The sequence below is a fragment of the Streptomyces malaysiensis subsp. malaysiensis genome, assembly GCF_040653035.1.
In the GTDB taxonomy this organism is placed as follows: domain Bacteria; phylum Actinomycetota; class Actinomycetes; order Streptomycetales; family Streptomycetaceae; genus Streptomyces; species Streptomyces malaysiensis.
The window spans coordinates 356,246-371,169 of the sequence record NZ_JBEZNG010000006.1; the positions used below are offsets into that span (position 1 = coordinate 356,246).

General features: G+C 71.5%; 10 protein-coding genes. 4 read left to right on the forward strand and 6 right to left on the reverse strand.

The window, feature by feature from the left end:
* Positions 1-38: 38 nt before the first annotated feature.
* The 4 genes from hemW to lepA form a co-directional block, all read right to left on the reverse strand.
* On the reverse strand, positions 39-1,271 hold the full coding sequence (hemW, locus tag AB0E24_RS15990; RefSeq protein WP_359377509.1) for a radical SAM family heme chaperone HemW: 1,233 nt from the start codon (positions 1,269-1,271) through the stop codon (positions 39-41).
* 109 nt (positions 1,272-1,380) lie between these two features.
* Positions 1,381-3,438 (reverse strand): SpoIIE family protein phosphatase, encoded by a 2,058-nt coding sequence (locus tag AB0E24_RS15995; RefSeq protein WP_359377512.1) that lies wholly within the window; start codon positions 3,436-3,438, stop codon positions 1,381-1,383.
* Positions 3,439-3,674: 236 nt separating this feature from the next.
* Positions 3,675-5,564 carry an AMP-dependent synthetase/ligase gene (locus tag AB0E24_RS16000; protein WP_079257606.1) on the reverse strand — a complete coding sequence of 630 codons (1,890 nt, stop codon included), beginning with the start codon at positions 5,562-5,564 and terminating at the stop codon, positions 3,675-3,677.
* A 258-nt stretch (positions 5,565-5,822) separates the two neighbouring features.
* Positions 5,823-7,700: a translation elongation factor 4 gene (lepA, locus tag AB0E24_RS16005; protein WP_069865914.1), complete on the reverse strand. Its 1,878-nt coding sequence runs from the start codon at positions 7,698-7,700 to the stop codon at positions 5,823-5,825.
* 253 nt (positions 7,701-7,953) lie between these two features.
* Here lepA and rpsT point away from each other — a divergent pair, with 253 nt between their 5' ends.
* Positions 7,954-8,220 (forward strand): 30S ribosomal protein S20, encoded by a 267-nt coding sequence (gene rpsT / locus AB0E24_RS16010; RefSeq protein ID WP_069865912.1) that lies wholly within the window; start codon positions 7,954-7,956, stop codon positions 8,218-8,220.
* Positions 8,221-8,526: 306 nt separating this feature from the next.
* A complete protein-coding gene (locus tag AB0E24_RS16015) occupies positions 8,527-9,465 on the forward strand; it encodes a hypothetical protein (RefSeq protein WP_359377515.1) in 939 nt (312 codons plus the stop codon).
* A 455-nt stretch (positions 9,466-9,920) separates the two neighbouring features.
* Here the strand turns inward: AB0E24_RS16015 and holA are convergent, their stop codons facing one another.
* Positions 9,921-10,910 (reverse strand): DNA polymerase III subunit delta, encoded by a 990-nt coding sequence (gene holA, locus AB0E24_RS16020; RefSeq protein ID WP_093706172.1) that lies wholly within the window; start codon positions 10,908-10,910, stop codon positions 9,921-9,923.
* 45 nt (positions 10,911-10,955) lie between these two features.
* On the opposite strand from holA, the gene AB0E24_RS16025 reads away from it, so the two are divergent.
* Together AB0E24_RS16025 and AB0E24_RS16030 are read left to right on the forward strand one after the other, a co-directional pair.
* On the forward strand, positions 10,956-11,249 hold the full coding sequence (locus AB0E24_RS16025) for a hypothetical protein (protein WP_069865908.1): 294 nt from the start codon (positions 10,956-10,958) through the stop codon (positions 11,247-11,249).
* A 55-nt stretch (positions 11,250-11,304) separates the two neighbouring features.
* Positions 11,305-11,847 (forward strand): MOSC domain-containing protein, encoded by a 543-nt coding sequence (locus tag AB0E24_RS16030; protein WP_359377517.1) that lies wholly within the window; start codon positions 11,305-11,307, stop codon positions 11,845-11,847.
* Positions 11,848-12,265: 418 nt separating this feature from the next.
* On the opposite strand, the gene AB0E24_RS16035 is transcribed toward AB0E24_RS16030, so the two are convergent.
* Positions 12,266-14,596 carry a ComEC/Rec2 family competence protein gene (locus AB0E24_RS16035; protein WP_359377520.1) on the reverse strand — a complete coding sequence of 777 codons (2,331 nt, stop codon included), beginning with the start codon at positions 14,594-14,596 and terminating at the stop codon, positions 12,266-12,268.
* Positions 14,597-14,924: the final 328 nt, after the last annotated feature.

The window sequence follows — 14,924 nt, forward strand, 5'->3', positions numbered from 1 at the left end:
GGCTCCCGGCTCCCGGCTCCCGGCTCCCGGCTCCCGGCTCAGTCCACCAGGTCGCGCACCACGGCGTCCGCCAGCAGCCGCCCCCGCAGCGTGAGCACGGCGAGCCCGCGCCCGTACGGCTCCGGCTCCAGCAGGCCGTCCTCCAGCGCCCGTGCCGCGGCCGCCGCCCCGGCCGGGCGCAGCAGCTCCAGCGGGCATCCCTCGGCCAGCCGCAGCTCCAGCAGGATCCGCTCCACCCGGCGCTCCTCGGCCGACAGCAGCTCCCGGCCCGCGCCGGGCGACCTGCCCTCGCCCAGGGCCTGTGCGTACGCCCCGGGGTGCTTCACGTTCCACCACCGCACACCGCCCACATGGCTGTGCGCGCCGGGGCCGGCGCCCCACCAGTCGGCGCCGCGCCAGTACAGCTCGTTGTGGCGGCAGCGCCCGGCGGGCGTGGTGGCCCAGTTGGAGACCTCGTACCAGGCGAACCCGGCCGCCGACAGGGTCTCCTCGGCGATCAGATAGCGGTCCGCGTGCACGTCGTCGTCGGTCATCGGGACCTCGCCGCGCCGGATCCGCCGCGCCAGCTGGGTGCCCTCCTCCACGATCAGCGCATACGCCGACACATGGTCCGGCCCGGCACCGAGCGCCGCCTCCAGGGAGGCCCGCCAGTCCGCGTCGCTCTCCCCCGGCGTCCCGTAGATCAGGTCCAGGTTCACATGGTCGAATCCGGCCGCCCGCGCCTCGGCCACACACGCCTCCGGCCGCCCCGGGGTGTGCGTACGGTCCAGCACCTTCAGGACGTGCTGCCGGGCGCTCTGCATGCCGAAGGAGATCCGGTTGAACCCCGCCTCCCGCAGCTCCTCCAGATACCGCGGATCGACCGACTCCGGATTCGCCTCGGTCGTGACCTCGACCCCCTCGGCCAGCCCGAACTCGTCCCGGATCGCCCCGAGCATCCGCCCGAGGTCCGCCGCGGCGAGCAGGGTCGGGGTGCCGCCGCCGACGAACACGGTCTCCACGGTCCGCGGGTCGTCCCCGAGCACCTTCCGCGCCAGCCGGACCTCCTCCACGACCTGCTCGGCGTAGTTGTCCCGCGAGGCGAGCACACCGCCGGAACCGCGCAGCTCACTGGCGGTGTAGGTGTTGAAGTCGCAGTAGCCGCAGCGGGTGGCGCAGTACGGCACATGCAGATAGAAGCCCAGCGGCCGCCGCTCCGCCCCCGCCAAAGCGGTCGCGGGCAGTGCGCCGTCCTCGGGCATGGGCTCACCATCAGGCAGTACGGAAGGCATGCCCCCATTGTCCGCCACGAGCCGGACAGCCCGGGACCATGAGGTAATCGTCGCCAGGCTGGGCCCGTGCGGGGCGTGCGGGGCCCCGCACGCCCCGGCCCAGCGGTCCCTAGAGCACCTTCAGGACCAGCATCGCCAGGTCGTCGTCCGGCGGCTCCGCCGCGAACTCGTCCACCGCCCGCCGCACCCGCTCCGCGACCTGCCGCGCGCTCAGCCCCGCGCACAGCGCGAACGCCGCCGCCAGGCCGTCCTCGTCGTCGAACTGCCGGTCACCGGACCGGTGCTCCGTCACCCCGTCCGTCACACACAGCAGCGTTTCCCCGGACGCAAGATCGAACGATTCACACTCGTACGTCACATCGTCCACGACGCCCAGCAATATCTGCGGCTCCGCGACGGTCCGCACCTCGCCGTCCGGCCGCAGCACCAGCGGCAGCGGATGCCCCGCGCTGGCCAGTGTGCAGCGCACCCCCTGGCCATCGCCCAGCGGCTCCAGCTCCCCGTACAGCAGTGACAGGAACCGCGCGACCCCGCCGCCCGCCGGGAGCCCCGCCCCTCCGATCAGACCGCCGTCCACCAGCTCCACGACCCCGACGCCTTCCGCGGCCTCCATACCGGCCACCACGGCCTCCGCGGCGCCCTCGACGGCCTGCTCCACCGCCTCCTCGCCCAGCAGCTGGTTGAGCCGGTCCAGGACCTCCCCCACGCCGTACCCCTCGCGGGCGAGCAGCCGCAGCCAGGGCCGGACGAGGCCGGTCACCACGGCCGCCTCCGGGCCGTTCCCGCAGACGTCGCCCAGGACGAAGCACCAGCGGCCGTCACCGGCCGGGAAGACGTCGTAGAAGTCGCCCCCGGCCGAGATGTCGCCGGTCGGCTCGTACACGACCGCCGACTCGACACCGGGGATCCGCGGGATGACGGACGGCAGCAGCCCGCGCTGGAGCACCCGGCTGATGGTCGCCTGCCGGGTGTAGCGGCGGGCCGAGGCGAGCGCCAGGGCCACACGGCGGTTGAAGTCCTCGACGAGGCCGACCACTTCGGCCGGCATCCGCACCAGCCCGGCCCGCCCCAGCAGCAGCGTGCCGAGCGTGCGGCCGCCCGCGACCAGCCGGCAGGCCAGCGCCGCGCCGCCCGGCCCGTACGCGGCGGGGTCGGCCGGCCAGGGCCACTCCACGGCGCTGCCGCGGTGGGCGGGGGGCACCTGGGGCGGCTCCTTCTCCAGCACCTGCCGCAGGCCCTCGATGCGCCCCTCGCTGGCGTGCCAGACCCGGGCCAGCCGCGGCGGGCCGGTCGTGGAGTCGAGCCAGATCGCGCACCAGTCGGCGAGCCGGGGCACCAGCAGCTGTCCGGCGAGCGAGGTCACCATGTCCTCGTCGAACTGCCCGGCCAGCAGATCGGACGCCTCGGCGAGGAAGGAGAGCGCACCGCGCTGGATCCACTCGGGGTCGCGGCGGACGGGGACGCGGCCCGGCGCGGGCGCGACGATCTCGACGGCCTCCTTACGGCCTTCATGAACGGGTCCCGAGCCGTCGGACGCGGCCAGACCCTCGGGGACGGTTTCCAGGCCCTCGCCGACGGCCCCCGCCCCGAACCCGCCGTCCGGCCCGCCCACCGGCGCGTCCACCGCGACCGCGGCGTCCATGAAGGCGGAGCCCCTGGCGCCCGCCCCCGCGACGGCCGGGCCCGTGGGCGCCACCGCCATCTGGAACCACACCGACTTCGTCGCCCGCCGGTATGTCGTCCCCCACGACTCGGCGATCTCGGCCACCAGCCGCAGCCCATGGCCACCGGCGAACTCCGGCGGCTCGTCCGGATCCGGCGGATCGCCGCGCACCGCCCGGGCGGGATGGCGGTCGGTCACCTCCACCACCAGGGACGGCGGTTCGCCCTCGCGGTCGGACACATCCAGCGCACAGCTCACCTCGACGGCGGTGCCGGCGTGCACCACCGCGTTGGTGACCAGCTCGCTCACCAGCAGTACGGCCTCGTCCGCGACCTGGTCGGTGATCCGGTCGGCGGCCGGGACCTCGAGCGCGGCCCAGTCCGCGAGGGCGGCACGGACGAACCGGCGCGCGGCCGAGGCCGCGAGCGGAGTACCGGGCAGGCTGACGCGCGCCGAGGCGCTGGTACGGACAGGTCCGACCCCACCCCCGACCGGTAGAACCACCCCACCGTCCTCAACCGACCCACCAGAAGTGGCAGAAGATGACGTCCCCACTGTGCGGCTCCTGAAGAAGCTCCGTCATAACGCCGTATCCGTAACCGTATCCGGCACCGACAGGGTGACAGACGGACCGCCCTCATATGCACCGGGTTACGCAAGTGAACCGCGATAAGGGGAAAATTCATGTGTCCGGCGGGCCGGTCCAGCTGAAATCCGGCGCGGGGTCGTATCCTTGCTCGTTAAACCTCCCGCGCGCCCGCGTACATGTCCTCGATCAGGTCCTTGTACTCGCGCTCGACCACGGGCCGCTTGAGCTTCAGGCTGGGCGTCAACTCCCCGTGCTCCACGTCGAGATCGCGCGGCAGCAGCCGGAACTTCTTGATCGTCTGCCAGCGCTGGAGCCCCTCGTTGAGCCGCCGCACATAGCCGTCGATCAACTCCCGCACCTCATCGGTGGCCACGACGTCCGCGTAGGACTTGCCCGCGAGTCCGTGGTCGGCCGCCCACTTCATGATCGTCGGCTCGTCGAGGGCGATCAGCGCGGTGCAGTAGTTGCGGTCGGCGCCGTGCACCAGGATGTTGGAGACGAACGGGCACACCGCCTTGAACTGGCCCTCGACCTCCGCCGGGGCGACGTACTTGCCACCCGAGGTCTTGATCAGGTCCTTCTTGCGGTCGGTGATCCGCAGATAGCCGTCGGGGGACAGCTCTCCGATGTCCCCGGTGTGGAACCAGCCGTCGGACTCCAGCACCTGCGCGGTCAGCTCCGGCAGCCCGTGGTAGCCCTGCATGATGCCGGGGCCGCGCAGCAGCACCTCACCGTCCTCGGCGAACCGCACCTCCAGGCCGGGGAACGCCTTGCCGACCGTGCCGGTGCGGTAGTCCTCCGGGTTGAGGAAGCTGGCGGCGCTGGACTCGGTCAGGCCATAGCCCTCAAGGATGTTGATCCCGGCGCCCGCGAAGAAGTAGCCGATGTCGGGCGCGAGCGCGGCCGAGCCGGACACCGCGGCCCGCAGCCGGCCGCCGAACGCCTCGCGCAGCTTGGCGTAGACCAGCTTGTCGGCCACCGCGTGCTGGGCCCTGAGGCCGAAGGGCACGGAGGCGGTGCCGGTACGGCGGAAGTTGTCCTGAGAGGTCCTGGCGTACTGCCGGGAGACCTCGGCCGCCCACTGGAAGATCTTGTACTGGGCCGCCCCGCCCTCGCGCGCCCGCTGGGCCACTCCGTTGTAGACCTTCTCGAAGATCCGCGGCACGGCACACATATAGGTCGGCCGGACCACCGGCAGATTGTCGATGATCTTGTCGACCCGGCCGTCCACCGCCGTGGTGTGGCCGACGTAGATCTGCCCAGCCGTCAGCACCTTGCCGAAGACATGCGCGAGCGGCAGCCACAGGTACTGCACATCGTCGGCGTAGAGCAGCCCGTCCTGATTGCCGATCACAATGGCCATGTACGACCAGGAGTCATGCGCCAGGCGTACGCCCTTCGGGCGCCCGGTGGTACCGGACGTGTAGATGAGCGTCGCGAGCTGATCGCCGCGCAGGGCGTCCATCCGCTCCCGTACGACATCCGGCCGGCTCTCCAGAAGGGCCGTGCCGCGCTTCTCCAGTTCGGCGAGCGAGAGCACCCAGCCCTCGGGGTCGTCCTCGGCGGGGACCGCGTCCTCGGCCCGGATCACCACCACATGGGCCAGTTCGGGGAGTTCATCGCGCTGCGCCCGCACCTTGGTGAGCTGCGCCGCGTCCTCGGCGATCAGCACCCGGCTGCCGGAGTCGGAGAGGATGAAGGAGGTCTCGTCGGCGTTGGTGGTCGGGTAGACCGTGGTGGTGGCCGCGCCCGCGCACAGCACGCCGAGGTCGGCCAGGATCCACTCCACGCGGGTGGCGGAGGCCAGCGCCACCCGCTCCTCGGGCCGGATGCCCAGATCGATCAGACCGGCGGCGATGGCGAAGACCCGATCCGCGCTTTCCCGCCAGGTCAGCGGCCGCCAGTCGTCGGGGCCCGTACCCGAGGCGGGAGGCACCGGATAGCGGTACGCCTCCTTGTCCGGTGTCGCCTCGACGCGCTGGAGGAAGTGCGTCGCCAAGGACGGCGGCCGGTTCTCGAGCAAGTTCTGTGTGTCGGTCACGGCATCCTCCGGGGCCCGCCTCATTGCTTGGTGACTCGCGAGTAACCTTCGAGTGGTGATCAGAGTAGGGGCCGAATCCTTACGGCGTAAGGGGGCCCACGTCACGTTGTCCTCACGAGATGCCCAAGGGGTTCCCCCGAGCGCGGCGGGCCCGGCGCATCCCGCACGCCGGGCCCGCCGACCCTACTCTCCCCGGGCTGATCCCGGGGCTCCGCCCCCACCCGGGGGACGGTTCGCCCTTCTTCGCCCCGGAGTCCGTTACTTCTTCGCCTTGGAGTCCTTGCCGTCGGAGTCGGAGGACAGCACCGCGATGAACGCCTCCTGGGGGACCTCCACGTTGCCGACCATCTTCATCCGCTTCTTGCCCTCCTTCTGCTTCTCCAGCAGCTTCCGCTTACGGGAGATGTCACCGCCGTAGCACTTGGCGAGGACGTCCTTACGGATGGCACGGACCGTCTCACGGGCGATGACCCGGGAGCCGATGGCCGCCTGGATGGGCACCTCGAAGTTCTGCCGCGGGATGAGCTCGCGCAGCTTGGCGACCAGCCGGACGCCGTACGCGTACGCCTTGTCCTTGTGGGTGATCGCCGAGAACGCGTCCACCTTGTCGCCGTGCAGCAGGATGTCGACCTTGACCAGGTCGGAGGTCTGCTCACCGGTGGGCTCGTAGTCGAGCGAGGCGTAGCCGCGGGTCTTGGACTTCAGCTGGTCGAAGAAGTCGAAGACGACCTCGGCCAGCGGCAGGGTGTAGCGGATCTCGACCCGGTCCTCGGAGAGGTAGTCCATGCCGAGCAGCACCCCGCGGCGGTTCTGGCACAGCTCCATGATCGCGCCGATGAACTCGCTCGGGGCCAGGATGGTGCCCCGGACGACCGGCTCATGCACCGTGTCGATCTTGCCCACCGGGAACTCGCTGGGGTTGGTCACCGTGTGCTCGCTGCCGTCCTCCATCTCCACCCGGTAGACCACATTCGGTGCGGTGGCGATCAGGTCGAGATTGAATTCGCGCTCCAGGCGCTCACGGATGACCTCCAGGTGCAGCAGACCGAGGAAGCCGACGCGGAAGCCGAAGCCGAGGGCGGCCGAGGTCTCCGGTTCGTAGACCAGTGCGGCATCGTTGAGCTGGAGCTTGTCCAGGGCCTCGCGGAGCTCGGGGTAGTCCGAGCCGTCCAGCGGATACAGCCCCGAGAACACCATCGGCTTCGGGTCCTTGTAGCCGCCCAGCGCCTCCTGCGCGCCCTTGGTGAACTGGGTGATCGTGTCGCCGACCTTGGACTGGCGGACATCCTTCACACCGGTGATCAGATAGCCCACCTCGCCCACGGACAGCCCGTCGGCGGGGGTCATCTCCGGAGAGTTGGTGCCGATCTCCAGCAGCTCATGGGCGGCGCCGGTGGACATCATCTTGATCCGCTCGCGCTTGCCGAGCGTGCCGTCGACGACCTTCACATAGGTCACGACACCCCGGTAGGCGTCATAGACGGAGTCGAAGATCATCGCGCGGGCGGGGGCGTCATGGACGCCCACCGGGGCCGGGACGAGGTCGACGACCCGGTCCAGCAGCTCGGCCACGCCCTCGCCGGTCTTGGCGGAGACCTTGAGCACATCGGAGGGGTCGCAGCCGATGAGATGGGCCAGCTCGGCGGCGTACTTCTCGGGCTGGGCGGCGGGCAGGTCGATCTTGTTGAGGACCGGGATGATCGTGAGGTCGTTCTCCATCGCCAGATAGAGGTTGGCGAGGGTCTGCGCCTCGATGCCCTGGGCCGCGTCGACCAGCAGAATGCATCCCTCACAGGCGGCGAGGGAGCGCGAGACCTCATAGGTGAAGTCCACGTGGCCGGGGGTGTCGATCATGTTGAGGATATGGGTGGCCGGCTTGCCGCCCTCGTCCTTCGTCGGCGCCCAGGGCAGCCGGACCGCCTGGGACTTGATCGTGATGCCGCGCTCGCGCTCGATGTCCATGCGGTCGAGATACTGCGCGCGCATCTGCCGCTGCTCGACCACACCGGTCAGCTGGAGCATGCGGTCGGCGAGCGTCGACTTGCCGTGGTCGATGTGCGCGATGATGCAGAAGTTTCGGATCAGAGCCGGGTCGGTACGGCTCGGCTCCGGCACATTGGTAGGGGTCGCGGGCACGCAGGGTCCTGTGTCTAGGCGGGACTCGGTGTTATCGGTATCGGGTCAGTCCCGTCCATGGTCCCATGAATGGCGACCTCTTCCGGGTTTGGGACGCCATGGACCCTGCTGGTAGCCTGGTCGACTGTGTCTCGTGCCCCCTCTTTCACGGACACCTCCAGGGTGATCTCGAAGGTGATCCCCATGGACGTCCTCGTGGGCACGGACGCACACGAAGCAAGCGAAACCCATCGAACCTGCGAAGGCTTTTTACGTGGCGAACATCAAGTCCCAGATCAAGCGGAACAAGACGAACGAGAAGGCGCGTCTGCGCAACAAGGCGGTCAAGTCCGAGCTGAAGACCGCCATCCGCCGCACCCGCGAGGCCGTGGCCGCCGGTGACGCCGAGAAGGCCACCGAAGCCGCCCGCGTCGCCGGGCGCAAGCTGGACAAGGCCGTCAGCAAGGGCGTTCTGCACAAGAACAACGCCGCCAACAAGAAGTCGGCGCTCGCCCAGCAGGTCTCCAGCATCCAGGGCTGACCCCCGCCGGAGGAGCTGACCTCCAGGGTCGGCACCTTACGAGACCGACCTGCACGGCTGATCTCGAAGGCCGACACCTTCCGGGGCGTCACCGCCCCACCCCGCCGATTTGGGCACAGCGGTCCCTCTCACCCGCTCCAACCGGCAGCCGAGAGCTCTTCTTCAGCTCCCTCAGCGGCACCGCGCCGCACGCGGCCTGCGTTCGCCACGCGGGTGCGGCGCACTCGATCGACACGAAGGCCCCGTGCCTGCCCTTTCCCCAGGGCAGGGCGGGGCTTTCGCGCTGAATACGGGTATGTTCACGTCATGTCGACACCGGGGGAAACACCCAATCCGTACGGGCCGCCGCAGCCGCCCCAGCCGCCTCAGCCGCCTCAGGCGGCACCTCAGCCACCGCAGCAGAGCCCGCCGCAGAGCCCGCCGCCCGGCCCGTATGGGCAGGTGCTGCCGCCCCAGGCCCAGCAGCCCCAGCACAATCCGTACGCCCAGCCGACGATGCCTTCCGTGCCCGTGGGCGGCGGGTACGGGCCGATGGGCATGGCTCCAGGTGCCCCGCCCACTGGCTTCGGCGGCGGGAGCGGTGGCGGCGGTGGCAAGGGCTGGCTGTGGGGGCTGGGCGGGGCCGTGGTCGCCTCGGCGGTCTGGGCCGGGGTGCTGTTCGCCACGGGAGGGTTCGACGGGGACGCCGCGGAGGCCGATCTCGCGGGCTACCGCTATACGACCAATCTGTGCACCCCGACCGATACCCAGAGCTTCAAGGACTCCGGCTATCAGCAGAAGGACGGCACCGGGTCGACGTCGAACCCGCAGCACAGCAGCTCCGAGAACCCCGCGCTGGACTCGATGACCTGCAATATCGACTTCGAGCCGAACGCCGCGAGCAGCAGCGACTACTCCTCGGTGTGGCTCTACACCACGGCGTCGCTGCACAAGAAGACCGACCCCGCCCCTGAGTTCGAGGCCCAGTACCGCGCCTACGAGGACCAGAAGACCTCCAGTTACAGCTACCAGGTGAGCCCGGTCAGCGGGCTGGGCGACGAGGCGTATGTGGTGAAACAGGAGGGCAGGACCAGCTCCACCGGCGCCTATGTGATCCTCGCCGTGCGGGACGGCTGGATGACGTATCAGTCGACCTGGTCGGAGTATGTGTCGTCCTCGGCCAGCGCCACGGCCAAGACGCCCGAGGAAGCCACCGACATGCTCAAGAAGAGCGCGAAGGCGACGCTGGAAAAGATGAAGCGGTAAACCGGGACCGCCCCACCCCAAGCCCGAACCACCACCCGGGCCGAACGGGCCTGGGGCCGGACACACACAGAGCCGGATACACGGAGGCCCGGGCGCACGTCGGCCCGGAGCCCGGCCCAGGCATGAAGCCCGGCCCAGGCATGAGGCCGGAGCCCGGCGCCCGTCCCAGGCCCGGAGCCCGGCCGAAGGCCCGGGGCCCGGGCTGGGCGGGGAGCCCTGGAAACGCCCGGGGCGAAGCCCTAACGGGGCCCGAGGCTGAGGCCCTAGCGGGGCCTGGGGGCGAAGCCCCAGCGGGGCCCGGGGCGCAGCCCCGGTTCGGGAAGGGGCGGGGCGGGGAACAACACGTGCCCTAAAGGGGCGCGAGGAACTGCGCGACCAGCCACAACACCACCGCAGACAACCCACGGCAGATCAGGGCACATCCAGCGGACCGCATAGCGCACAGCGCATCGCGCCTAACGACGCCCCGCCCGCGCCGCGCGGGCAATCGTGACGACCGCCTTCTCCAAGGCGTACTCCGGATCGTCCCCGCCGCCCTTGACCCCCGCATCGGCCTCGGCAACGGCACGCAGCGCGACCGCCACCCCGTCCGCCGACCAGCCCCGCATCTGCTGCCGCACCCGGTCGATCTTCCACGGCGGCATGCCCAGCTCACGGGCGAGATCGCCGGGACGGGCGCCGCGCGGCGCGGAGGCCAGCTTGCCGATGGCGCGGACGCCCTGAGCCAGGGCGCTGGTGATCAGCACCGGCGCCACCCCGGTGGAGACGGCCCAGCGCAGCGCCTCCAGCGCCTCGGCCGCGCGGCCTTCGACGGCGCGGTCGGCCACGGTGAAGCTGGACGCCTCGGCACGGCCGGTGTAGTAGCGGGCGACGACGGCCTCGTCGATCGTGCCCTCGACATCGGCCACAAGCTGGGAGACAGCGCTGGCCAGCTCGCGCAGATCGCTGCCGATGGCGTCGACCAGGGACTGGCATGCCTCGGGCGTGGCGGACCGGCCGGTGGCACGGAACTCCGACCGCACAAACGCCAGTCGGTCGGCGGGCTTGGTCATCTTGGGGCAGGCGACCTCGCGCGCCCCGGCCTTACGGGCGGCGTCGAGCAGCCCCTTGCCCTTGGCCCCGCCCGCGTGCAGCAGCACCAGGGTGATCTCCTCGGCGGGGGTGCCGAGATAGCCCTTCACATCCTTGATCGTGTCGGCCGACAGATCCTGTGCGTTGCGCACCACCACGACCTTGCGCTCCGCGAAGAGCGAGGGGCTGGTCAGCTCGGCGAGGGTGCCGGGCTGGAGCGCGTCGGGCATGAGGTCGCGCACATCGGTGTCGGGGTCGGCCGCGCGGGCGGCCGCCACCACCTGCTGCACCGCGCGGTCGAGCAGCAGTTCCTCTTGGCCCACGGCAAGGGTCACCGGGGCGAGCGGATCGTCGGTCGTCGTCTTCCTGGCCATCGCGGTCCAGCATCCCACGGACCGCCGACAGCCCCGTCCGCCCGGATGTCCGACAATGTTCCGGTGATCGATGAAGGACTGACCGGCGAAGGGCTGACCGGCGCCCGCCATATCCTGGTCCTGCCCGACCGCGACGCGGCGGAGGAGGTGGCCGGGGCTCTCCCCGAGCGCTTCGGCACCGCCCAGGAGCCGCAGCTGGTGCGGGACGCCCTGGCGGGCGAGGACGACGCCGAGGACGCCCAGTGGCTGGTGGTGATCGAGGACCCGACCGGCGAACTGGACCCGGCGGCACTCGACGCGCTCGCGGACGAGTACGACGGCTGGCTGGAGGCCGAATAGCCGGTCCCGGCGAAGGGCAGGACCAACTGTGGTCGATGAAAAGGGGGAACCGAGGGTGAGTGGAACAGTCACGGCAGTCAGCAGCAACGGCAAGTACTCGTTCACCAAGCCGAACCGGGACAGCATCACCCTGCTCGTCGGCCTCGGTGTCGAGGGGGACGTACACGCCGGTGTAACGGTCAAGCACCGCTCACGCGTCGCCCAGGACCCCACCCAGCCGAACCTGCGCCAAGTCCACCTCATCCACGAAGAGCTCTTCACCGAGGTCGACGCGGAGGGGTTCAAGGTTCTGCCCGGTGACCTCGGCGAGAACATCACCACCCGCGGCATCGACCTACTCGGCCTACCGGTCGGCACCCTGCTGCACATCGGCGATGACGCGGTGCTGGAAGTGACCGGCCTCCGCAACCCCTGCCTACAAATCGACCACTTCCAGAACGGCCTCCTGAAGCGGGTCGTCGGCCGCGACGAGGCCGGAAACATCGTCCGCAAGGCCGGAATCATGAGCGTCGTGAAGGAGGGCGGCACGGTCCGCCCAGGCGATCCGATCAGGGCCGAGCTCCCGGCCGAACCGCACCGCCCCCTGGACCGGGTCTGACGCCCTCCGCGCGGCTTCTTCGCAGCTTCCTCGCCTTGCCGCGATTACATCGTGGTGTGCGGAGATGAGTGAGGCGCCAGGGTCGAAGGAAAGACCTCCGGCGCCCCACTCGCGGCCGAAACCGCTTAGTCGTGACGTAGGGCCTCAACGATCGCCGCCCAGACGGCTCGCGCCGCTAGGGACACCGCGAAGCGCTCCACGAGACTGCCGCGACACCTTTTTCCTTTTTTCACGGACGACCTGAAGAAGCCGACCATTGTCACCACCTCCAAGGGGTTCCACCCACCGCCCTCTGCGATAGGCCCGTCCCTCCCCCTTCGGGGTCAGGCCAACCTGACGGCGGTGAGCAACCACGCCTTGTCCGTGGTGACAGGCTCTAAGGTACAACCGGCCCGCGATGATCGGTAGTTGGAGTGATTTACCCGGCTTTCCCGGCCTCTACGGCCTCCTCCTGGAACGGCCTGGCCTTACGTCGTCCGCCACGTCGGCCCGCAGAGCGTTTCGCGGCCGTGCTACGGCCTCCTAGCACCGCGTGTAGGCCCGGGTCCCCCGTCACCGCGATCGGGCCATCGGTGTCGGTCCGGAGCACGGCGGCTCCCCGGGCGCGGAGGGAGCCGATGGTGCGGGGAGATGGGTGGCCGTAGGGGTTGTCGGCGCCGCAGGAGATCAGGGCCAGGCGGGGGCTGAGGCGACGGAGGAGCTGGGGGTCCTGGTAGGCGGAGCCGTGGTGGGCGACCTTGAGGACATCGACCTCGGGGAGGGCGGGGTGCGCCGTCAGCAGGGCCTGCTGGGCCGGGGGTTCCAGGTCGCCCAGGAGGAGCAGGGTCAGGCCCGACGTACGGACGAGGAGGGTGACGCTCGCGTCGTTCGGCCCCTCGGCGGCGGCCGGGGCGGGTGGCGGAGCGGGCCACAGGACCTCCCAGGACAGCGGGCCCAAGCGCCGCCGCTCCCCCGGCGCCGCCTGGATGACCGGGATATGCGCCAAACGGGCCCTGCGACGTACGAACTCGGCCTGGCCGGGTGGTTCCTCCAGGCCGGTGGTCTCGATGGCGCCGACCGCGCGACCGCGTAACGCACCGGTCAGCCCCGCCACATGGTCCGCGTGGAAGTGGGTCAGGACCAGCAACGGGATCCGGACGATGCCCAGCGAGCGAAGACAGCGGTCGACGGCTCGCGGCTCGGGGCCGGTGTCCACGACGACGGCCGTGCCGGGGCCCGCGGCCAGGACCAGGGCGTCGCCTTGGCCCACATCGCATACCACCATCCGCCAACCGGGCGGCGGCCAACCGGTGATGACCCGGGCCAGTGGCGCCGGGCGTACGACGGCCAGCAGCACCAGCAGCGCGCATACGGCGCACAGCAGGCGGTGGCGCAGGAGGCGGCGGCCCGCGAGGACCGCGGCCAGGGTGACGGCGGCCAGCAACAGCCCGCCGGTCCAGCCGTCCGGCCAGTCCGCCTCGGCCCCGGGCAGCTCCGCGCCGGTACGGGCCACCTTCGCGATCCACCCGGCGGGCCAGCCCGCCGGCCAGGCGATCCACTCCGCGATCGGCGGGGCGACAGCGGCCACCGCCAGCGCGATGAACCCGAGGACGGTGGCGGGGGCGACCGCCACCTCGGCGATGAGGTTGCAGGGAATCGCCACCAGGCTCACCCGGGCGGCCATCACCACCACGACCGGCGCGCAGACCGCCTGGGCCGCGGCGGCGGCCGCCAGCGCCTCGGCCACCCGTGGCGGTACGCCCCGGCGCCGCAGAGCCGCACTCCATCCGGGCGCGATGGTCAGCAGGGCACCGGTGGCCAGCACGGACAGGAGGAAGCCGTAGCTCCGCGCGAGCCAGGGGTCGTAGAGCACCAGCGCGAGGACGGCGCCGGCCAGCGCGGGGAGCAGGGAGCGACGGCGTCCGGTACCGAGGGCGAGCAGCGTGATCAGCCCGCAGGCGGCGGCGCGCAACACGCTGGGCTCGGGTCTGCACACGATGACGAACGCGAGCGTGAGCCCGCCACCGAGGAGAGCCGTCGTGCGCAGCCGGATGCCGAGCGCGCCCGCGAGACCGCGCCGCTCGGCCCGCCCGGCCAGCTGCGGCGGCCCCGTGAGCAGGGCGAGCACCAGCGTCAAGTTGCTGCCGGAGACAGCCATGAGGTGAAGCATGTCCGTGGCCCGGAACGCCTCGTCCAGCTCGGGCGGCACCCGTGAGGTGTCCCCCACGACCAGCGCCGGGAGCAGCGCCCGCGCGTCCGGGGAGAGGTCGTCGGTCGCGGTGCGCAGTCCGGCGCGCAGCCGTCCGGCCAGCCGCTGGACCGCGCTGGGCGGGCCCGTGATCCGCGGTGGTCCGCCCCTGACACGCACTACGGCCGCGACGCGGTCCCCGTCGCGCATCGGCGGCGCCAGCCGGCCGTGGACCCGCAGACGTGTGGACGGCAGCAGCCCGAGCCAGGCCGTCCGCTCCCTACCGGCCCTGGGGTGGATCGTCACCAGCACGGGAGTACGGGTGGTGGTCGTGGTGCCGTCGGGGGCGGTGATCCGGTCGGCCTCGGCCTCCAGGACCACGGACGCGGGCGCGAGCGCCGCGCCCCGTACGTGTGGCCTGGTGAGCCGCGGGTCCCCCGTGACCGCCACCTCGACGGTGGCCTCCGCGTACTCCCGGGCCAGCGCGGGCACGGGGCTGCGATGTACGTCCGCACCGTGCAGCCAGGCGACCGCCCCCGCGGCGGCTCCGCCCAGCAGCACTGCCGCCACCGCACCCGCCATACGGCGCCCACACCAGAGGGCGCCGCGCGGCGGCCAACTGGCTTGTCGGCCCGGCATGTTGTGGCTCTCGCCAGCTCTTGGCCGCCCGCCAGCCCCGGGTGCGGCACCGGGCGAGGACACAGCCGCCACCGGCCCTGCCGCACGGCCCCCACGGGGTGCGACAGCACGAGACTGCGGAGCGGCCCGCCGCCCCGGCGTGTTACGGCCCTCGCCGAGGCTCGGCGCCCCGTCGGCCCCGGATGCGGCGCCAGGCGACAGCGCAGCCGCCACCGCACCTGCCGCACGCCGCCCACGCGGCACGACAGCACGCGGCGACCGGACGGCCTGC